Raw genomic sequence first — 22,024 nt, 5'->3', positions numbered from 1 at the left:
AAAAAGGACTTTTTTTTTACATTTGTGCAACACTAACAAAAATGAAAATGATAAATAAGGAAGAATTCAGAAAATTCGCCATTAAGGATCAGAATATTGGCAGCAACGTAGTGGATCAATACATTAAACAAGTTGAGAGTACTGCATTTCCATACATAAATAATATGACTCCCAATATTGTTGAGGAAAGACAGATGAGAGCGACTGTCATTGACGTTTTTTCACGTTTGATGGCAGACAGAATTATCTTCCTCGGCACTGCTATAGATGATTATGTTTCCAATATTGTTGTAGCTCAATTATTGTTTCTTGAATCGGCAGATTCAAACAAAGATGTGATTATGTACATCAATAGTCCTGGAGGTTCAGTATATGCGGGACTTGGTATTTATGACACAATGCAATATATCAATCCTGATGTAGCAACAATCTGCACAGGATTGGCAGCTTCAATGGGAGCGGTATTACTTTGTGGAGGAGCTGCTAACAAAAGATCAGCTTTGAAACATTCAAGAATCATGATTCACCAGCCACTGGGAGGCGTTCAAGGACAGGCATCTGACATAGAAATTACAGCAAGGGAAATTCTTAAATTGAAGAAGGAACTTTATGATATCCTTGTCCATCATAGTGGCAAGGACTATGCAACTATCGAAAAACATGCTGACAGAGATTATTGGTTAACATCAGCAGAGGCTAAAGAATACGGAATTGTTGACGAGGTTCTGTTCAGAACTCGATAATTAAACTTAATTAAAAAAACCTTTGTTAAAAATTGGGATGTTTTGAATCCTTGAATAAGGTAAAAAATATCCCAATGTTTTAATTAGGGAAGGAATACGAAAAACAAAAATAATGGCTCAAATCACCTGTTCATTTTGCGGAAGATCTAAAAAAGATGTATCTCTAATGATTTCCGGTATACATGCTCACATATGTGACAGATGTATCACTCAGTCTCAGCAGATACTTTCCGAAGAAGTTAAAACCAAGAATAAAAACAGTGTCCCTAAGTTCAATCTGATCAAACCATCAGAAATGAAGAAGTTTCTTGATCAGTTTGTCGTGGGACAAGACGAGGCCAAAAAGGTAATGTCTGTGGCTGTTTATAATCACTATAAAAGATTAATGCAGCAACAGGAAGAAAATGATGTAGTGATTGAAAAGTCAAACATCATTATGGTTGGAGAAACAGGAACGGGGAAAACTTATATTGCCAGAACTTTGGCAAAAATTCTTCAGGTACCATTCTGTATCGCTGATGCTACAGTTCTTACAGAAGCAGGTTATGTAGGAGAAGATGTTGAAAGTATATTAACAAGGCTCTTACAATCTGCAAATTATGATGTAGAATCTGCAGAAAGAGGTATTGTTTACATTGATGAGATTGATAAAATCGCCCGTAAAGGCGACAACCCTTCAATCACTAGAGATGTAAGTGGAGAAGGTGTGCAACAGGCTCTTCTAAAACTTCTAGAAGGTACACAGGTAAATGTACCTCCTCAAGGAGGAAGAAAACACCCGGATCAAAAAATGATCGCGGTAAATACAGAAAACATCCTATTCATTTGTGGTGGTGCTTTTGATGGCATCTCTAAAATGATAGGCAGCAGATTAAACACTCAGCCTCTAGGCTTTTCAAACAAAGAACAGACCTTTGTCGACAAAGAAAACCTTCTTCAATATGTGACAGCTCAGGATCTAAAAACATTCGGTTTAATTCCGGAATTAATTGGTCGACTACCTGTACTCACTTATCTGGAGCCGCTTTCTAAGGAGACGTTGAGAATGATCTTAACTCAGCCGAAAAATGCAATCGTAAAACAATACAAGAAATTGTTTAAGATGGAAGATATCGAGATTGAGTTTGAAGAAGAAGCACTAGATTTTATAGTTGAAAAGGCCGTTAATTTTAAATTAGGTGCAAGGGGCTTAAGATCTATATGCGAAGCTGTTATGACTGATGCAATGTTTGAACTACCATCTCAAGATGAAATTAAAAAACTTGTAATTACGCGAGACTACGCTGTAGAAAAAATTGAGAAATCTAAATTCAGTAAACTGAAAGCAGCATAAGGAAGTTGTAATTGATAGTTTTAAGTTATAAGAAAATAAAAAAGGGCTTTAAAGCCCTTTTTTATTAAACCTATATTATTTTTCATTTAGATATTTTACCATTAATTCTGCAGCTCTTTTGGAAGCTCCAGGGCCTTCAAGAATTTCCTTTATCTTCTGATAACCGTTCAATTGTTCTTGTCTTTCCTTGCCGTGTATAATCTTCTTTAATTCTGTAATTAAATTAGATGGAGAAAAATCTGATTGAATTAATTCTTTTACCACTTCATATCCAGCAATAAGATTAACCAAGGATATAAACTTAACAGTAATCAGAAATTTAGCAATATTGTATGTAACCGCACTTGTTTTATAAACAACCACCTGAGGCACCTCAAACAATGCGGTCTCTAGTGTTGCGGTACCAGAAGTTACAACAGCTGCTTTAGCATGTGATAATAAGTCATAGGTCTCATCAAATATAACAGCTACCCTACCCTCCCTTTTAAAATTATCATAATAATCAGAAGGTAGATTTGAAACACCTGCTACAACGAACGTAAACTCAGGAAAAGATGGTAAAACAGAAACCATATAATGCAGGGTTGCTTCTACTTCCTGCTTTCTGCTACCCGGAAGAACAGCAATCACCTGTTTTCCTTCAAGGTTATGTTTACTTAAAAATGCTGGATCTGATTTAAAATTTGCAACAGCATCAAATACAGGATTTCCAACATAGTCCACATTAAAATCAAACTTCTTATAGAAGTCTTTTTCAAATGGCAGGATCACAAACATCTTGTCTACTACCTTTTTGATCTTATTGGCTCTGCCTTGATTCCAGGCCCATACTTTTGGGGAAATGTAGTAATAAACTTTTATCCCCTGAGCTTTAGCAAAAGCTGCAATTTTTAAATTGAAACCTCCAAAATCAACCAGTAAAAGGACATCAGGTTTGTAGGAAATGATATCTACTTTAGTCTTTTCAAGGATCTTATTTATCGTATTTAAATTTTTAAACACTTCCCAAAAACCCATGAAGGCAATATCCTTAAAATGAGAGTACAAAGTTACCCCAGTCTCAGCCAGATAGTCTCCCCCAATTCCCCTAATCTGAGCATTGCTATCCAGTCGAATAATTTCTTTGCAAAGATTAGAAGCATGGAGATCTCCAGATCTTTCACCACAAATTACATAGTATTTCATAAGGACAATCCCCTACTCTCCATAATATTCAACAAAGTTTCTCGGCGTCTCATAAAGAGTGATACAATGCAATCTAGCTTGAGAAATAGATTTAATTTCCTTATCAAGAATTCTCCAAATCTCCATTGCCAGAATTTCTGTGCTAGCCATTTTGCCGAGCATGAAATCTACATCCAGATTAAGATTTTTATGATCAAGCTTTTCAACAACTTCACTTCGAATGATCTTGCTTAGTCTTTTAAGATCAATCACAAAACCTGTTTCCGGATCAGGAGTTCCTTTCACTGTAACAGTTAAATCAAAATTATGGCCATGCCAGTTTGAATTAGCACAAGGACCAAATACTTCCTTGTTTTTCTCCTCTGACCAATTAGGATTATACAGCTTATGTGCTGCATTAAAATGTTCTTTTCTTGAAACGTAAATCATCAAATCTTTTTCTAACAGATTATTCAGGAAAATGAATAATTCCTTTTGTGAAGCAAATATACGAAGAAAGGAATTCCCAAAAACGAAGTAATTATTCCAATAGGTAAACCTGCTGGCGGATAGACTAATCTGGCAGCATAATCGCATCCAAGAATAAATAATCCACCAATCCAGGAGGAATACAGAATATTAAATCTTCCTGTAATTCCAAACAACGCTCTGACAAAATGGGGAATAAACAAACCAACAAATCCTATAGGGCCTGAGGTCGCCACTGCAAACCCAGTATTTAAACTAATAAAAATCAAAATAAACCATCTTAATTGAGCGACATTTAACCCCAATGTGTATGAGCGGCTTTCCCCCAGAAGTAAAATATTAATATGTTTTTGAAAAAATAAGAATATAATATTCGAAATCACCAGTGTAATACCTAATAACGGAATAAAATCCCAACTTGCCCTTTCAAAACTACCCATACTCCAGAAAATGACTGCTTTTAGTTTACTTTCTGTATCAGAGAAAAATATGAGTAAGCTAATGACAGCAACAAGAAAAGAAGACAATGCAACACCTCCGAGCAATAACTTAGCAGGATTAATATGCCCTTTTTCATATGCTAAGGTAATAACTAATAGAGAAACTCCTGCAGCACCTGCAAAAGCAAATACCGGTGTCATTTGAAATCCAAATATTGTAAATGGCACCAATCCGATATAAACTATATTAGCGCCAAGAGAAGCACCAGAAGCTGTTCCCATCAGATATGGATCTGCAAGAGGATTATTTACCATTACCTGAATTAAATATCCACTAAATGCGAGAGCTGCACCAACAAGAAATGCTAGTATAATTCTCGGCAACCTGAGTTTTAGCAGTACATAATGAACATCATTATTCCCGTCAAAATAAAAGAGGCTCTCTTTCATATCGGTAAGTGAAATACTATAGGTTCCAATTCTGAGCGATAAGACTCCTAATGTGATTGTTAATATTGTCAATATAGGAACAACCAATCTATTGGGCATTTTTCGAAATATTTTTAAGTTCCATAACTGCTTCTAATATGCGAGGTCCGGGTCTGGATTGTAAATCTTCTGTAATTTTAAAAATAGCCTTGTTCCTGTAGCACTTCATTCTTCTTAATTCAGGATAAAGGTTAAAAAAGTCCTTTTCATAATCTGAAAACGCACAAAACATAACATCCGGATTTTTTGATAAAAGATATTCACGGCTTACTTCAGGCGAGGTTTTCTTAAAGGATGAATCAATAATATTATCCAGTCCAGCGATTCTAAGTTTGTCTGTCATAATTGAATAATATCCATGAACATATATCGGCGAGTTCCAAATGATATTAATTGCAGCAGGCTTCTGTCTGGAATTAAGACTCAATAAGCTATCCTTAACCTGCGTCAGTGAATCGACCAATAAATCAGCTTTTACTTGCGCACCACAAATTTTACCAACATCTCTTATTCCATCAAGCACTTCATCTACTGTTTTGAAATTCTGAACATAGACTGGAATTCCAAGAGCTTCTATCCTTTTTATATCATCCGCTGGAGTTATTCCTTCAAGTGTTAAAACCAAATCAGGACGGAGCTTCATCATCCCCTCTATATCAAGAGGATAATTATTCACAACAGGAAGCTTTTCAACAGATGGGGGAAAATTACAATTTTGTGTTCTCCCTACTAATTTTTCAGGAGAAATACTTGCAAGGATTTCAGTAGAAGAAGGACAAAGACCTAATACACGATTGACTTTGGCAGGTAAATGCAATTCATTCGCCAGTTTATTATTACTATTTTCATTAGAATTTACATCTCTATCACTATGCGTTTTACATGCATAGAAAATGAGTAAAGAAAAAATCAGTAATCGCAAATAAACCTTTTTCACCCTCTATATCGTTCTTTTTTTTGTAAATTTAGCCTTTCTTAAAAATTCACCCTACAAAAAGAAACTATTTGTTTTATGATGGTTGTGACCGGAGCAGCAGGATTTATAGGTAGCTGCCTTATCAGTAAATTAAATGCTGAAAACTTCAATTATATTGTTGCTGTAGATGATTTCAGCAACGAAGAAAAAAATAAAAACCTGGTTGGAAAAAAAATACAGGAAAAAGTACACAGAGATGAGTTTTTCAACTGGCTTGATAAAAACTATGAACATGTAGAATTCATCTTCCATATCGGCGCCAGAACCGATACCACTGAGTTTAACAAAGAGATATTCGACAAACTCAATGTTGAATATTCACAAAAAATATGGAATGCCTGTATCAAGTATCAAATTCCGCTGGTATATGCATCTTCTGCTGCTACATATGGACTAGGAGAACTTGGATATGAAGATAATGAAGCCGTAATTCCAAAACTTAAGCCATTAAATCCTTATGGTGATTCTAAGAATGATTTTGATATCTGGGCACTGAATCAACCTAAAAAACCTTTCTTCTGGGCTGGACTTAAATTTTTCAATGTATATGGTCCTAATGAATATCACAAAGGCAGAATGGCCAGCGTAATATTTCATGCCTTCAATCAGATAAGTGCTAGTGACAAGATGAAACTATTCAGATCTCACAATCCTGAATTTAAGGATGGTGAGCAAATGAGAGATTTTGTCTATGTAAAAGATGTTGTGGAGGTTATCATGTTTCTGATGAGAGACAGAAAACATTCAGGTATCTATAACCTTGGAAGCGGAAAGGCAAGAACATTTCTTGATCTGACAAAGAATACATTCAAGGCAATGGGCAAACAAGAAGATATCAGTTTTGTAGACACTCCTGCTGACATTCGCGACAAGTACCAGTATTTTACAGAAGCCAAAATGGAAAAGTTAAAAGCTGCAGGTTATTCCAAGCCATTCCATACTCTTGAAGAAGGTGTGAATGACTATGTTAAGAATTACCTTATCAACAAAACATATTATTAAAATTTACACTAGCAGGAAGCTTAATTCTGATGGATTCTAAAAGTCTTTTATATATTATTCTAGGCATACTATCATTTGATTTTATACTTGAACAGGTTCTTGATTATTTAAATCTTAAACATCAAAAAACTGATTTGCCCGAAGAGTTAAAAGACTTATACACTCAAGATGAATTTAAGAAAGCACAAGATTATTTTACAGCCAATGCAAAGTTCAGTTTTGTATCCAGCACATTGAGTTTCCTGCTTATCTTCATTGTAATTCTCACCGGCACCTTTGGTTGGCTTGACAAACAATTAAGTTTAAAATTTCAGAATCCAACTGCCTTAGCATTAGTATTCTTTGGAATCTTGTTTCTTTTTTCTGACATTATCAATATTCCTTTTTCATTGTACAAGACCTTTGTAATTGAAGAAAAATTCGGATTTAATAAAACCACAATCAAAACATATATTCTGGATAAGCTAAAAGGTTATCTTCTTGGCGGGCTGCTGGGCGGTCTGCTAATATGGCTTTTTATTTTTATGGTAACCAGTATAGGTCCAGGCTTCTGGCTTTATTTCTGGATCATCTTATCTGTGGTAATGCTTGTAATCAATATGTTTTATACAAGTATATTTGTTCCGCTCTTCAACAAACTTACTCCACTTGAGAGTGGCGAGCTTAGAAACTCAATTGAAGAGTACAGTAAAACCAACCACTTTTCTTTAACCAATATTTTTGTCATAGACGGATCCAAAAGATCTTCAAAAGCAAATGCGTTCTTCTCTGGCATAGGACCAAAGAAAAAAGTGGTGCTTTATGACACATTGATTAACAATCATACCAAAGAGGAGCTGGTTGCAGTGTTAGCACATGAGATTGGTCATTTTAAGAAAAAGCATATCGTAATAGGATTAATCCTTGGTATCGTACAAACAGGATTCATGCTTTTCCTTCTATCCTATTTCATATTTAATAAAAACTTATCACAGGCTTTGGGTGCGGACCATTTGGCAATCCATATCAATTTAATTGCTTTCGGAATTCTATACACTCCTATATCTCACATTACTGGATTAGTGATGAATATTATTTCTAGGAAAAATGAATATGAAGCAGACCGTTTTGCAGCAGTTACATATAGCAGTATTGCTCTTCAGGAAGCACTGAAAAAGTTATCAACTAAAAACCTCAGTAACCTGACTCCACATCCTGCATATGTATTTATGCATTATTCTCATCCGCCATTATTATATAGATTAAGGGCTTTAAAGGAAGTTCAATAAAGGGATGATTAATACAAGATCGAACAGCTGATTTAAGTTTATAATCCATAAAGAACTTGCAATAGTTGATTGCTTTATAAAAAGAGTCATTCGATTAAAAGCAAGTTTTCATTTTAAGATCTTTTTCAGAACAAACCATTTTGAAATCAATTATTACTTTTCAATCTAAGCGCCAAAACTAAACTCTATGAAACTTGCCAGAACTATACTACTTTCTTTACTGGGTTTTCTACTTTTAATCTTTATCGTAGCACTATTCTTTCCCAAAACTTATACAGTTCAAAGAAGTCTCGTAATCAAACAACCTGCTGAAAAGTTATACAAGGAGATTTCTGATTACAACGATTTTAAAGATTGGAATCCATGGTCTCAGAGCGATTCTACAACCAAAAAAACTGTGGAAGGACAGCCTTCTCATTCCGGTCATAAATATAGTTGGGAAGGACAGAAAACAGGTAAAGGCTTTATGATTATTACTGAAACCAAAAGTCCAACAATGGTTCATTCAAGACTTATAACCACTACACCTATGGAATCAGAATCCGAGGTAGATTTTATTATTGAACCAGTTGAAGGTGGTACTAAAGTAACATGGAAAAATCAAGGAAATCTGGACTATCCTTTTGGGAGATATTTTGGATTTATGGTAAAGGATATGCTTGAAAAAGATTTTGATAAAGGCCTGGAGAATCTGAAGAATTATGCAGAGAAGCATTAATGCATCTCTGCCTTTTTAGCTCCAATTAAAGTTCAATCTGAGGAGAAAGTTGTTTTAATGCATTCAAAACATATTCCGTAGTATGAAGAGAGCATTTTGGTATACCCTCAGATCCAACCAAGCGGCAATCTTTTCCACGACTGCTAACCACCTCATGATAACAACCGGCATATTCACACGGTTGCTGTAAAAATATTTTATTCTTATTACCTAGGTGTCTAAACTCCGGATTGACTGATCCAAAAAATATTGCTGATGGTATTTGAAAACACCCTGCGATATGACTTGGTCCTGAATCCAAACCAACAAATAACGATGCATTATAAACAAGGGACATTACCTCTCTCATATCACGGGTTTTGTACCATTCTCCATAAAGATCGTCTCCGCTTTTGGATATCTGAATTACTTTCAATCCTAATCCTTGAATATATTTAACAACTTCCTTCCAATCCACACCATAAATATTTCTATGGTTTAAAGGATTTTTGTCGATATGTAGGACTGCATATTTTTCAGGAATTAATCTTTTCTTTTCTTCTTCAGACAAATATATTTTTGGCAGAGATAACGATTCATTTTTAATTCTGGCTGCATTAAAATAAGCTTTTAAAACATGGATTTTAGGCGTCTTTTCATATGCCATATCCAGTTTAATTATCTTCTTTGAAAACCCTAGAATAGGCAATATCTTCAACAAGTTCTTTTTCCATTTCGGAACTGGCTTGTTCAAAATAAGATATGGACTGGGATAGTTCTTAAAGACCTCAGGATAGTTGGTAATGACATTTACATATTGATTCTTTGAAACCAGATAACGGACTACAGGCTCTGCCCATAAAACATCACCGAATGCATTAGCCCTGTAAATATGAATCATGCTCTTTATTAAAAGTACTTACTTTATAAAATAACTTTATCATTGATAACGATAAAAGCCATCAAAAATAAATATAAAGTAAATAATAGATTTAGAAAAAATTATTTATGGCTTTAAAAGCATTTTTGTCAAAAGCCACATTAAAGATGTAAAGAAGTTTCAAATAAATTCTTTTTGTCTAGAATATGATAATAAATCATTTATCCCCTCTGAAATTTTAAGAATATCAGGCAGCACCGAATTCTCTAATCCAATATTTACTGGTAATCCTGGAACATTCAAAGCTCCAATTGTGTAGATAGGTGCTTTGAGATATTCAAAGCAGGATTTCTGAATACGACCAGCCAGTGCCTGAATAAATGAATTTTCTACCGGGGCTTCGCTTAATAACAAACACCTTCCGGACCTTTTAACAAGTTTAAAAATCAAACTTTCATCTAATGGATATAATGTTCTGAGATCAATGATTTCTACTTTATCCTTGAATAACTGTGCTGCTTCCTTAGCCCAATAAACTCCAAGTCCATAAGTGATGATTGTGACAGAATCTGGATTCTCAGTTTGTAATACCAAATTTGCCTTTCCTAACGGAAGTATGTAGTCCGCATCGGGCTCAATAGTATATGCATCCTGAGTTCCTGGAATTTTACTTCTGTAGAGCCCTTTGTGCTCCAGCATAATTACAGGGTTCGGATCTATAAATGCAGCCTTCATCAATCCTTTGATATCTGCAGCATTGGACGGATAAACTACCTTTATACCTTTTATTGTCAACAGTAAGGATTCAATACATCCGGAATGATAAGGTCCTCCACCAATACTTGTTCCCACTGGTATTCTTATCAAGGTTCTTACAGGAAATTTTCCATTGCTGAGATAGCATGACTTTGATACTTCAGTCACCAGTTGATTCATTCCCGGATATAGATAGTCTGCAAACTGAATTTCCACAATTGGCTTAACCCCAATGGCAGAAAGGCCTACAGTCGACCCTATGATAAAAGCTTCCTGAATTGGTGTATTAAATACACGGTCATTTCCGAATTTATTTTCAAGTGTTGCTGCTTCTCCAAACATTCCACCAAGTCTTTTTCCAACGTCCTGACCGTAATAAATGCATTCTGGATTCGCTTCCATAATCTCCTCGACAGCATGCAGTGCGCTTTCAACCATAGAAACCTTTGATTTATTTGCCGGAGTACGATTACCTTTTTCAACAAAGGCATTTGTTGGTGCAAAAACATTATCCAGGACAGAAATAGGATCAGGGTCTTCTGCCTGTTTCGCCTTCTCAAAGCTATCCAGTACCTCATTTAATGCCTCAATTTCCAAGCGTTTCAGCTCTTCATCCGGCACACCCATATCGATCAGCCTGCGTCTGAGTTTAAATGCAGGATCGTTCATAGCATGTCTTGCAAGGTTATCTTCACCTCTATATACTTCCATGCGAACATTGGAATTATGATGTCCAAGCAAAGGAACTACTGCATGTACTAGAATAGGACATCTTTTGGAACGAACATAGTTCAATGCCTTAGCCATTCCTTCAAAAGATTCTTCGAAGTTACTTCCGTCTATACGCATTCTGTTGAGTCCTTTAAAGCCTCCGGCAAAATCATAGGCATCCATTGCCCTGCTTTCCTCGCTTGTTACAGAGATTCCCCAACTATTGTCCTGTACCAGAAATACTATTGGCAACTGTTTTAAAGCAGTAAACTGTAATGCTTCACTCACTTCTCCTTCTGTCATGCTATCATCACCTAAAGAACATACCACAACTGGTAACTCATTGGCAGGTCCTTTTTTAAGCAAAGAAGATTGAATCTTTTCAAAGTATTGCATACCCAATGCTACACCTGAAGCTGGAATTGTCTGCATACCTGTTGCACTGCTTTGATGTGGAATTTTTGGTTTGTCTTCCCGCTTGCTACTTGGATGAGAGTAATAAGTCCTACCAGCAGAAAATGGATCATCCTTTTTAGCCAGAAGTTGAAGTATCAATTCATATGGAGTAAAGCCCATAGATAGCATTAAGCTATCATCCCTATAATATGGAGCAACAAAATCACAAGGTAATAATTGAAGTCCTGTAGCTATCTGAATAGCTTCATGCCCTCTGGAAGAAGCATAAATATATCTGACAATTTCCTTTTCACGGTCATATAACTGAGACATGTGAATTGAAAACTGCATGAATTTATAAGCAGATAATAGCAATTGCTTCTTTTCCATAGGTTGAATAATATTAAAAGTTATAGAGTTGACCACTCTTATATATTAGACTTCCAATCAGATGAATTTGTTGAAAAATAACGTGATCTAATTTTTCAGAAGAAAAAATCTTAATAAAAACAAAAACTCCGGAAGACCGGAGTTTTAATTATGATTGATTTACAAAATTCTAAATTCTATCCTTCGGTTAATTTGCCTATTCTCCTCTGAAGTATTTGGTTCGATTGGTTTTGTTTCCCCATAACCTTTAAACTTCATTCTTGTAGCTGAGACTCCTGATTTTACAAGGTAATCAAAAACAGATTTCGCCCGATTGGTACTTAATGTAAGATTGTCTTTATCAGCTCCAACATCATCGGTATGACCACCAAATTCAATATTCACTTTAGGATTTTGCTTTAAGAAAACGCTGATTTTATCCAGTTCAGTTTTGGATTTTTCTTCTAATGCAAAAGATCCCGAAGGGAAAAATATGTTATTCAAAACCACTGCTGCACCCGTTTTCACCGGATCCAGGTAAACATCTAAAGCAAGGGCATCAAATACTTTGGGATTGTTAAAGTCAAAATGTACACTTTTAAACATATAGCCGGGTTTGCTTACATGCAAAGCGTATTCTGATCCTTCTGTTAATACAATAAGATAACCGCCGTTTATGCTATCAGATTTAACCCATTGGCTAACCTTGCCTGTTTTCAGGTCAACCAGCTCAATCTTTGCTCCCAGTGGCTTTTTAGTTACAGCATCAAATACTTTTCCTTTGGAATAAGTGCTTTTATGTTTTTCCTGAATCTGCTCCGGAACTTCGAACTCATAAAGAAATGCTTTGGATACTCTCATATCCTTTTTTTCATAGACAGTATAAAATCCTTTCTTGCTATCGCAGGTAATGAATATGGTAGCGTCATTACTTGGACCGTTAAGAGGATACCCAAGGTTTGTAGGTTCAGACCATGTGGAATCTGTCAGCTCTGAAGAAAAGATATCCAGCCCTCCCATTCCAAGATGATAAGAAGATGAAAAGTAAAGGCTTTTGCCATTCGCATGAATGAATGGAGCCACTTCTCGTCCAGGAGTATTCACAGGTTTTCCTAGGTTTTTGGCTGGAGACCATTCCCCATTTTCATCCATCTTGGTGAACCAGATATCTTCTTTTCCAAAACCTCCCCTTCTAAGAGATGAAAAATAAATTGTTTTGCCATCTGCAGAAATCGTAGGTTCGGATTCCCATGTAGGAGAATTTATATTTGCACCAAGGTTTACAGGTTCGCTCCATGCATCTCCTAATTTATAGGAAACATACAAATCGCAGGAGCCAAAGCCATCTTGTCTGTTACATGATGTAAACACAAGCACTTTGCCATCTCCTGATAAGGATGCAGCGCCTTCGTTAAACTTTGTGTTAATATTTGTTGAAATAGAATATGGATCGGACCATTCTCCGTTTATTTTATCAGAAACAACGATGTCTTCATCATCTTTTTGAGTAAGACCGTCTTTTTTATAATAAATGATTGTTTGCTGATCTGCAGTAAGCACAGGATATCCATGGATATAAAACCTGTTGATCTTAGAGCTCATCATAACAGGCTTAAACGGCAATGGATTTTGCTTTGCTTTTATTCCGTACTCCACCTTTGCCAAGAGCTGAGTCGCTTCATCAGTTAACTTTTTATCATTAGGTTTCAGATCCAGCATCATCTGAAAATACTTTTTCGCAGACTCATAATCTCCATCGTTAAAGTAAAACTCTGCTGCAGTATAGTATCCGAAATAAAACCTTTTATCGTTCGGCAGGATAGCTACAGCTTTGTAGAAATGCTGTTTTCCTTCTTCGGAATTTCCCAATAATTTAAAGATGCCGCCCAGTTTGTAATGCGCTTCAACAAAATTAGGATCTTTATCAATAGAAGCCTCAAGTGCTCTTATCGCTTCGTTAAACTTCCTCATGCGGACAAGTTCTTCAGCTTCCTGAAACAGACCAATGGCTTTTTTATTTGATGAGCTGTAGTTTTGACCGAAAGTAGCGGATAAAGAGAAAAATAAAAGAAACAGAAAAGAAAAGAAGATCTTTGATTTCATAGATTCATTAAGGAATGTTCATGAACTTGTGAATCTGTAACGAAATATTCCATTGAGGATTACTTTTTACATATTCAATAATAAGCGGAAGCACTTCATTTTGTTTGGACCATTCTGGTTGCAAATAAAGCTTGCATTCAGGCTTTACCTGCCTGGCAAACTGCTCGGCCCATTCAAAATCTGATTTATTAAAAACGATTATTTTGAGTTCGTCTGCATTTTCTATAACAGACTGATGAGGTGCTTTAAACTTTTTAGGGGAAAGACATATCCAGTCCCAATTGCCGGAAAGAGGATAAGCTCCACTGGTTTCAATATGGGTTCTGAATTTGAATTTCTTTAAAGATTCTGTTAATGTGTCTAAGGGATAAATCAAAGGTTCTCCACCTGTAATTACAGCTACTCTTCCTGGATGAACAGATGCTGATTGTGCAATTTCTTCAACAGAAAAAACAGGATGTCCTTTGATTTCCCAGGATTCTTTTACGTCACACCAGTGACATCCTACATCACATCCTGCAAGCCTGATAAAATATGCAGCATGTCCCTGAAAAAAACCTTCTCCCTGGATAGTATAAAAAGATTCCATCACTGGAAGGATGGAACCTGAATGTTCTAATATTATATTAAGATCTTGACTGATAGACATCACCCTTGGCAGAGGCAAGTGTATTTAATAAAAGGGAAGCGATGGTCATTGGACCTACTCCACCTGGAACGGGAGTTATATAGCTACATTTTGGTGCAACTGAGTCAAAGTCCACATCTCCTTTGATAGCATAACCTGCTTTTTTAGAAGCATCAGGAACTCTGGTAGTACCAACATCAACAATCACAGCGCCCTCTTTCACCATATCTGCTTTAATCAATCCAGGTATACCTACTGCAACAATAATAATATCAGCTTGACGAGTATATGAGGCAAGGTCTACTGTATTTTTATGGCATAATGTAACTGTAGCATTTCCCGGCTCGCTGTCTCTTGCCATAAGGATACTCATCGGAGAACCGACAATATTACTTCTACCGACCACAACACAATGCTTTCCTTTAGTATTAATTCCATAACGCTTCAAAAGCATCATGATACCATTAGGTGTGGCGGAAATATGAGCAGGTAGGCCTTTGTTCATCCTTCCAATGTTTACCGGGTGAAACCCATCAACATCTTTTTCAGGACGGATTCTTTCAGTTACTTTTTCTACTGAAATATGCTTTGGTAACGGAAGCTGTACGATCAGCCCATCTACTTCAGGGTCATTATTAATTTCTTCTATTTTAGCAAGAAGGGTTTCTTCCGAAACACTGGATTCATAAGTAATAAGAGTAGATCTGAAACCTACTTCCTCACAACTTTTCACTTTCCCTCCAACATAAGTATGACTTGCACCATCATCTCCAACAAGTATCGCCGCCAAATGCGGAATTTTACCTCCGTTATTTTTTATATTTTCTACAGCTACTGCTATTTCTTGTTTAATTTCAAGTGATACTTTTTTTCCGTCGATCAGTTGGGTAGTCATTTTTAATTCACTCATGGGTATTCGAAACAATATTATTAGTCAATTTTAAGGACAGCCATAAATGCTTCCTGAGGTATTTCCACGTTTCCAACCTGTCTCATTCTCTTCTTACCTTTTTTCTGTTTTTCAAGAAGCTTTCTCTTACGAGAAATATCTCCACCATAACATTTAGCCAAAACGTCTTTTCTTAATGCTTTTACAGTTTCTCTGGAAATAATCTTCGCGCCGATTGCTGCCTGAATTGCAATCTCAAATTGCTGTCTTGGAAGTAATTCTTTTAGTTTTTCACAAAGCTTTTTACCCCACTCATAAGCCTTATCTCTGTGAACAATAGCAGAAAGAGCATCTACTTTATCACCGTTCAGAAGGATATCCAGCTTCACCATGTTAGATTCTCTATAACCGATTAATTCATAGTCAAGCGAGGCATATCCTTTAGAAATCGTTTTCAATTTATCGAAGAAATCAAAAACCATTTCAGAAAGAGGCATTTCAAAGATCATTTCTACCCTGTCGGTAGTCAGGTAAACCTGATTTCTTAATACTCCTCTTTTCTCCATACACAAAGTCATAATCGCTCCTATGTATTCTGACTTGGTGATAATCTGAGCTTTAATAAACGGTTCTTCAATATGGCTAAGCTTAGAAGGATCAAGCATTTCCGAAGGAGCATTAACCACATGCATTTCTCCTTTATTATCGAATGCATGAAATGACACCGAAGGAACTGTAGTGATTACTGTCTGATCGAATTCTCTTTCCAGACGCTCCTGAATGATTTCCATGTGAAGCATTCCAAGGAAACCGCAACGGAAGCCAAATCCAAGAGCAGCTGAAGTTTCAGGTTCCCAAACCAGGGATGCATCGTTCAGTTGAAGTTTTTCGATTGCCTCTCTTAAATCCTCATAATCACTGGTTTCAACAGGATAAACTCCGGCAAAAACCATTGGTTTTACATCTTCAAATCCAACAATGGCTTCTTTTGTAGGATTTTCAAAACTTGTAATAGTATCCCCTACCTTTACCTCTTTCGCACTTTTGATCCCTGAAATAAGATATCCCACATCCCCTGCTTCTACGACCGAACGAGGATCTTTATCAAGTTTTAAAACACCGATTTCATCAGCGTGATAAACAGTATCAGTAGCAACGAATTTTACTTTATCGCCTTTTTTGATTGTTCCGTTTAACACCCTGAATATAACTTCTATACCTCTAAATGAATTGTAAACAGAATCAAAAATCAATGCTTGTAGTGGTGCATTCTTATCACCTTTGGGAGCTGGAATTCTTTCAACAATTGCTTCAAGTACTTTATCTACTCCGGTTCCATCTTTACCACTGGCTGGAATAATTGATTCTCTGGAACATCCGACAAGATCAACCATTTGATCCTTTACCTCTTCAGGCATAGCACCTGGAAGGTCAATTTTATTTAATACCGGAATTATTTCAAGATCGTGCTCAAGAGCAAGGTATAAATTTGAAATAGTCTGAGCCTGAATGCCCTGAGAAGCATCAACCAAAAGTAAAACTCCTTCACAGGCAGCTATAGATCTGGAAACTTCATAAGAAAAGTCAACGTGACCGGGTGTATCTATCAGATTAAGTACATAGGTTTTTCCCTTGTACACATAGTTCATTTGAATAGCATGGCTCTTGATTGTAATTCCTCTTTCTCTCTCAAGATCCATATTATCAAGGACCTGGGCCTGCATTTCTCTTTTTGAGAGGGTATTGGTAAACTCAAGAAGACGATCCGCAAGAGTACTTTTTCCGTGATCAATGTGAGCTATGATGCAAAAATTTCTAATATTTTCCATTTCAGTAAATCAACTACAAAGTTATGAATTCTGGATACTAAAAAAATAATACCCCGTTTAATATTTATCTAATTGTTTTAATAATTTTTAATATTTAAAATTGTCCTTTTCGTATATGTAGGAGGAATTGTGTATTCATGAACAGAATGAGCAAGAATAAGACCCTGGAGGACCTATATTATTCCTTCCCTGCACAACTTTTGATTAATCATTTCAAGAAAAACCAGATACTTCTGCTTTTGTGGTTCATTCTGTTTGGTTTTGTTACTTCAAACATTGGAAATATTCTGGGCATCCCTTACCTATTTCTTGATCCGGAATACATGAATAAGGTGAATTACAAGGGCTTTCTGATTATTGGGGTAGCCGTTGGAATCTTTATCCTGTCCTTTCATATTACCACCTATATTCTGGATAGTTACCGCTTTAACTTCCTTGGAACTGTTGCGCGCCCTTTTACTAAATTCTGTCTGAACAACAGTATAATACCTCTGGCATTTCTAATAGTTTATTCAATTAATATTGTTCGATTTCAGTTCAAAAGTGGATTTCAAACCAATTCACAAATTTTCCTGGAGGTCGCTAGTTTTCTTCTTGGTGTATTTGTAACGCTGTTTTTATTACTTTTTTATTTCCGGTCTACCAATAAGGATATATTCAAAGAACTGGCTTCCAACCTTGACAGACAGCTAAAAAAGACTAACATCAACAGGGTCAACGTATTAAGAAAGTTAAAAAGCGCAAAAAAGAATAAATATATTGTAAATCATTACCTCGATTTTCCATGTAGGTTTGTAAAGGTTGAACCCTATAGAAATTATGACAAGGAAATTTTGTTAAAGGTGTTTGATCAGAATCACCTTAATGCAGTAATTGTTGAAATTTTTGTCATTATAGTGATTATCATTCTCGGACTGTTTAGGGATAATTCTTATTTCCAGATACCTGCAGCGGCAAGCGGAATTCTTTTCTTTTCAATCTTTATCATGTTTACCGGAGCTTTTTCCTATTGGTTAAGAGGGTGGGCAATTACTGCATTGGTTGCAGCATTGGTGATCTTCAACTTTCTGGTAAAATTTGATATCATCAATTCCAAATACCAGGCCTATGGAATTAATTACAATAATAGTCCGGCCGAATATAGCCTTGAAAGACTTAATGCTCTGAGTAGTGATTCAAACTTTAAAAGCGATACAGATTCGACTACTCAAATTCTGAATAACTGGAGAAATAAATTTTCCGGACCAGAAAAACCGAAAATGGTTTTTATCTGTGTCAGTGGAGGTGGTCAAAGAGCCGCAGCATGGACTACAAGAACATTGCAATATGTAGATAGCACACTTAATGGCGGACTGATTGATCATTCTATTCTTATGACAGGAGCATCCGGTGGTATGGTTGGAGCAAGCTATTTCAGAGAACTTTATCTAAGAAAAAAACAGGGAGAAAACATCGATTTGTATTCTGATCATGCATTTACGAATATTACTAAAGATGTACTCAATCCTGTCATATTCAGCCTTGTTGTAAATGATATATTCTTCAGATTTCAAAAATTCAATTACGGAAACTACGAATATCTTAAAGACAGAGGATATGCATTCGAAGAACAACTGAATACTAACCTCAACCATGTACTTGATAAAAAAGTATGTGACTATAAAACTCCGGAACACAATGCACTTATACCTTTAATTATAATGTCTCCAACTGTCATTAACGATGGTAGGAAATTATTCATTTCAAGTCAGCATTGCAGTTATATGACTACCTCACCTCCTGAGGAAGCGGATCTGAACCAGAAGATAAAAGGAATAGAGTTTCAAAGATTTTATGAGGAGCAGGACTCTAAGAATCTTAGATTCTTAAGTGCAATGCGTATGAGTGCGACGTTCCCATATGTCACACCCAATGTGGAACTTCCAAGTATCCCATCAATGGAAATTATGGATGCCGGGATTGCCGACAATTTTGGAATCAGAGATGCTGTGAGATTTCTATATGTATTCAGAGAATGGATAAGTAAGAATACGAGTGGAGTTGTTTTTGTCTGCATTAGAGATTCCCAGAAAGATAGTCCAATTGAGAAAAAAGCAGAAGCTTCAATTTTTCAAAAAATGTTTACCCCGATTGGAAGTTTATATAATAATTGGGATTATCTTCAAGACTTCAATAACGATAACCTGATTGAAGGTGCCTATGGCTGGTTTGATGGAAAAATCAACGTGGTAAATTTTGAGTATATTCCCAAGCCCAGATATTGGGGGATATTGAAAGAAAAGAAAATTAACCCGGAAGAAGTTGAAAAGAAAGAGATTGGCGAAAGAGCAGTTTTGAGCTGGCATTTAACAACTCGAGAAAAACAAAGTTTAAAAAGGACTATATTAGAGAATAACAATCAGGAATCTTTAAATCATTTAAAAAAGTTACTATCTGATCAGAAATGAAAAATACGTCCCCTGTACTTTTAAAAAACTTAATAAGCACAGGGATTTTTATAATCCTGCTTTTTTTATCCCAATTACTAATTGCTCAAACAGACACATTAAAAGGAACTGTAAAAGAGACATTTTCGGGTAACCGCCTGCCTTTCGTTCACATCAGAGTAAATGATTCACTTGACTATATATCTGATATCGATGGAAATTTTTCTATTGAAAATAAATCATCTTTGAAGAAGATAACATTTGATCTGTACATGCACAGACCAGTGACCATCTATCCTCCTTTTGACAGTACCCATTCAGTAAAGCTTAATAAGTATCTATTCTTTGAAGTATCAAAGGTTTCTGATGCTATTGCACCTGATATTATTAAAAGAGTAATGGATCACAAAGATCTGAATAACCCCGAGAAAATGCATTATTATAGCTATAAAACCTATAATAAATTCAGCCTTGCCACCACTGAAGTTGAAAAATCAAACAAGTTTCTCAGTCATATTTTCAAGAGATTTTCTCTTTCATTTAAAAAGTTGAAAGAAGAACAGCATTTCATCCTGATTGAAACATCAAGCGAGAAAAAATTTATAGACCAATTGCATCAGAGAGAAGAACTGGATGGAGCCAAATCTTCAGGTATTGATCTTCCTTTACTAATGGTTCAGGCCAACCAAGTTCAGAATGCTTCATTATATAAGGACTATCTTAACGTTGCCGGCAAAAGCTATCCTAGCCCTTTAGACGCGGATGTATTTCACAGATATGCATTCAACTTAATTGACACTATTTATCCGAATAAAGACACTGTCTATGTTATCAAGTTTAATCCGCGAAGTGACAGATATTTTGATGGATTGAAAGGCACAGTTTTTATCAATAAAAACAAATATGCAATAGAGCACTTGAATGTTTCTCCATATGAAGAAGGTAAAATTGAAATCAAACTACTTCAATCCTATAATTTTCATTCAGATAAAAATATTTGGTTTCCTTCCAGGACGAGAACCGTAATCATATTTTCAAGAGGAACAGAAAAGTACATAGCTACTGGGAACTCATATATTTTTGATGTAAATCTCAATGCTTATCTTAATAAAAAAGCATTTAATGAAGTTATACTCAACTACGCTGAACGAGCAAACAAGAAAGATGAGCAATATTGGAAGACTATAAGAAAAGAACCTCTTACTCATGCCGATTCTATTACCTATTATTACTTTGAATCCTTTAAATACAAAAAGGATGTTGAAAATTTTCTGACATTCGGAGAAAAGGTATTTTATGGAGAACTACCTTTTAGAAAGATAGATATTGATGTACACAGACTTTTGACCTTTAACAAAGTAGAAGGCACAAGGATCGGTTTTGGAGCTCATACCAATGAAAAATATTCAGACAAAATCAAATACGGTGGCTACATTGGATATGGTATAAGGGATCAAAAATTTAAATATGGAGCAGACTTTACCTATAAACCCTTTTATGAAGTCCCTCTATCTTTTAATGCAAGATTCTCTTATGACTTAAGAGAGGCAGGAGCCAATTTCTATCCATACAACAGATATCAATACAGTAGTGAGGCTCTGAGAAAATTCTGGTTAAGAATATTAGATCTCGTTTTTGAACAGGAAAACTCAATTTTTTATCATCCATTTAAAAACATGGATATGATGGTTTCCTTTGACAACAGCCAGCACAGACCTACCTATGAATATGTTTACAGAGGCGTTGACAGCTTAAAATTTAATTTTACGGAATTCAAATTTGGTTTTCGATATGCATTTGGAGAGCAGTATTTCAATGTATTAAAAAGAAAGTATCCACAACCGACTAACTTCCCTGTCATCTCTTTCATTTGGCAGAAAGGATTAAAGAAAGGTGTGAGCGGAGATTTTAATTATAATCGATTTGCTTTAAAGATAGAGGAAACATTGAGAATACTTTTCCTGGGAAAAACGGGCATACAGTTAGAGACTGGTTTAATAACCGGAGATGCTCCTTATATGAAACTTTATAACCAAAAAGGTAGCTACAGAAACACATCAGTTGTATTTCACAACAGCTTTGAGACAATGAAATTCAATGAGTTCTTGAGTAATAAATATGCCAGCTTATTCTTTTCTCATGATTTCGGGAAATTATTTATAACCAGATCTATTACTCCTTCATTATGGATCATCAATAATATCGGTGTCGGAAGTTTATCTCATCCGGAATATCAACAAAAGATTCCGTTTAAAACAATGGAGAAGGGATACTTTGAAGGAGGATCTTTTCTGAACAACGTTATTGTTGTAAATCTTGCAGGCTTGAAACTTGGTATAGGTGCTGGTGTCTTCTTACGATACGGTCCATACTCCTTACCGCATTTTGGAGATAACTTTGTATTCAAGTTTGCTACTAACTTCTTTTTATAGCAAC

17 protein-coding genes are annotated in these 22,024 nt (G+C 35.7%); 7 read left to right on the top strand and 10 right to left on the bottom strand.

The features are described from left to right. Window positions 1-47: 47 nt before the first annotated feature. Window positions 48-743, top strand: coding sequence for an ATP-dependent Clp protease proteolytic subunit (locus J7604_RS20040; RefSeq protein WP_028981020.1), 696 nt, complete (start codon window positions 48-50; stop codon window positions 741-743). A 112-nt stretch (window positions 744-855) separates the two neighbouring features. Further along, the gene (gene clpX, locus J7604_RS20035) at window positions 856-2,076 is read left to right on the top strand and encodes an ATP-dependent Clp protease ATP-binding subunit ClpX (RefSeq protein ID WP_028981019.1); all 1,221 of its coding nucleotides are present in this window, start codon (window positions 856-858) and stop codon (window positions 2,074-2,076) included. Window positions 2,077-2,151: 75 nt separating this feature from the next. Here clpX and lpxB read toward each other — a convergent pair whose 3' ends face one another. Genes lpxB through J7604_RS20015 form a run of 4 tightly spaced genes read right to left on the bottom strand, consistent with a single transcriptional unit; the run spans window position 2,152 to window position 5,595 of the window. Beyond that, on the bottom strand, window positions 2,152-3,261 hold the full coding sequence (gene lpxB / locus J7604_RS20030) for a lipid-A-disaccharide synthase (protein ID WP_293899763.1): 1,110 nt from the start codon (window positions 3,259-3,261) through the stop codon (window positions 2,152-2,154). 12 nt (window positions 3,262-3,273) lie between these two features. Then, window positions 3,274-3,690: a 6-carboxytetrahydropterin synthase gene (locus tag J7604_RS20025; RefSeq protein WP_293899760.1), complete on the bottom strand. Its 417-nt coding sequence runs from the start codon at window positions 3,688-3,690 to the stop codon at window positions 3,274-3,276. A gap of 23 nt (window positions 3,691-3,713) precedes the next feature. Beyond that, complete coding sequence (locus J7604_RS20020) at window positions 3,714-4,718, bottom strand: iron ABC transporter permease (RefSeq protein WP_293899757.1); 1,005 nt, start codon at window positions 4,716-4,718, stop codon at window positions 3,714-3,716. After that, window positions 4,708-5,595, bottom strand: coding sequence for a helical backbone metal receptor (locus J7604_RS20015; RefSeq protein ID WP_293899754.1), 888 nt, complete (start codon window positions 5,593-5,595; stop codon window positions 4,708-4,710). Before J7604_RS20015 ends, J7604_RS20020 begins: the two co-directional genes overlap by 11 nt. A gap of 75 nt (window positions 5,596-5,670) precedes the next feature. On the opposite strand from J7604_RS20015, the gene rfaD reads away from it, so the two are divergent. The 3 genes from rfaD to J7604_RS20000 all read left to right on the top strand — a co-directional run bounded on the left by rfaD (window position 5,671) and on the right by J7604_RS20000 (window position 8,622). Further along, the gene (gene rfaD / locus J7604_RS20010) at window positions 5,671-6,636 is read left to right on the top strand and encodes an ADP-glyceromanno-heptose 6-epimerase (RefSeq protein ID WP_293899751.1); all 966 of its coding nucleotides are present in this window, start codon (window positions 5,671-5,673) and stop codon (window positions 6,634-6,636) included. 29 nt (window positions 6,637-6,665) lie between these two features. Beyond that, entirely contained in the window at window positions 6,666-7,904 is a 1,239-nt protein-coding gene (locus tag J7604_RS20005) for a M48 family metallopeptidase (protein WP_293899749.1), read from the top strand. A 187-nt stretch (window positions 7,905-8,091) separates the two neighbouring features. After that, a complete protein-coding gene (locus J7604_RS20000) occupies window positions 8,092-8,622 on the top strand; it encodes an SRPBCC family protein (RefSeq protein ID WP_293899746.1) in 531 nt (176 codons plus the stop codon). A gap of 25 nt (window positions 8,623-8,647) precedes the next feature. Here J7604_RS20000 and J7604_RS19995 read toward each other — a convergent pair whose 3' ends face one another. The 6 genes from J7604_RS19995 to lepA form a co-directional block, all read right to left on the bottom strand. Beyond that, window positions 8,648-9,502 (bottom strand): glycosyltransferase family 9 protein, encoded by an 855-nt coding sequence (locus J7604_RS19995; protein ID WP_293899743.1) that lies wholly within the window; start codon window positions 9,500-9,502, stop codon window positions 8,648-8,650. A 159-nt stretch (window positions 9,503-9,661) separates the two neighbouring features. Next, window positions 9,662-11,734 (bottom strand): thiamine pyrophosphate-dependent enzyme, encoded by a 2,073-nt coding sequence (locus J7604_RS19990; RefSeq protein ID WP_293899740.1) that lies wholly within the window; start codon window positions 11,732-11,734, stop codon window positions 9,662-9,664. Window positions 11,735-11,893: 159 nt separating this feature from the next. Beyond that, the gene (locus tag J7604_RS19985; protein WP_293899737.1) at window positions 11,894-13,816 is read right to left on the bottom strand and encodes an OmpA family protein; all 1,923 of its coding nucleotides are present in this window, start codon (window positions 13,814-13,816) and stop codon (window positions 11,894-11,896) included. Window positions 13,817-13,823: 7 nt separating this feature from the next. Beyond that, the gene (locus tag J7604_RS19980; protein WP_293899733.1) at window positions 13,824-14,465 is read right to left on the bottom strand and encodes a 7-carboxy-7-deazaguanine synthase QueE; all 642 of its coding nucleotides are present in this window, start codon (window positions 14,463-14,465) and stop codon (window positions 13,824-13,826) included. Beyond that, window positions 14,443-15,354, bottom strand: a complete 912-nt coding sequence (locus J7604_RS19975; RefSeq protein ID WP_293899730.1) for a bifunctional 5,10-methylenetetrahydrofolate dehydrogenase/5,10-methenyltetrahydrofolate cyclohydrolase — start codon at window positions 15,352-15,354, stop codon at window positions 14,443-14,445. The genes J7604_RS19980 and J7604_RS19975 overlap by 23 nt, the downstream gene beginning before the upstream one ends. A 20-nt stretch (window positions 15,355-15,374) precedes the next feature. Then, window positions 15,375-17,162 carry a translation elongation factor 4 gene (lepA, locus tag J7604_RS19970; protein WP_293899727.1) on the bottom strand — a complete coding sequence of 596 codons (1,788 nt, stop codon included), beginning with the start codon at window positions 17,160-17,162 and terminating at the stop codon, window positions 15,375-15,377. Window positions 17,163-17,308: 146 nt separating this feature from the next. On the opposite strand from lepA, the gene J7604_RS19965 reads away from it, so the two are divergent. Together J7604_RS19965 and J7604_RS19960 are read left to right on the top strand one after the other, a co-directional pair. Continuing rightward, complete coding sequence (locus J7604_RS19965) at window positions 17,309-19,609, top strand: patatin-like phospholipase family protein (RefSeq protein WP_293899724.1); 2,301 nt, start codon at window positions 17,309-17,311, stop codon at window positions 19,607-19,609. Then, the gene (locus tag J7604_RS19960; protein ID WP_293899721.1) at window positions 19,606-22,020 is read left to right on the top strand and encodes a DUF5686 family protein; all 2,415 of its coding nucleotides are present in this window, start codon (window positions 19,606-19,608) and stop codon (window positions 22,018-22,020) included. The genes J7604_RS19965 and J7604_RS19960 overlap by 4 nt, the downstream gene beginning before the upstream one ends. Window positions 22,021-22,024: the final 4 nt, after the last annotated feature.

The organism is Sporocytophaga sp. (genome assembly GCF_017745095.1).
Lineage (GTDB): Bacteria > Bacteroidota > Bacteroidia > Cytophagales > Cytophagaceae > Sporocytophaga.
The sequence above is the reverse complement of the archived record's forward strand: the minus strand, read 5'-3'. Positions and strand labels throughout refer to the sequence as shown.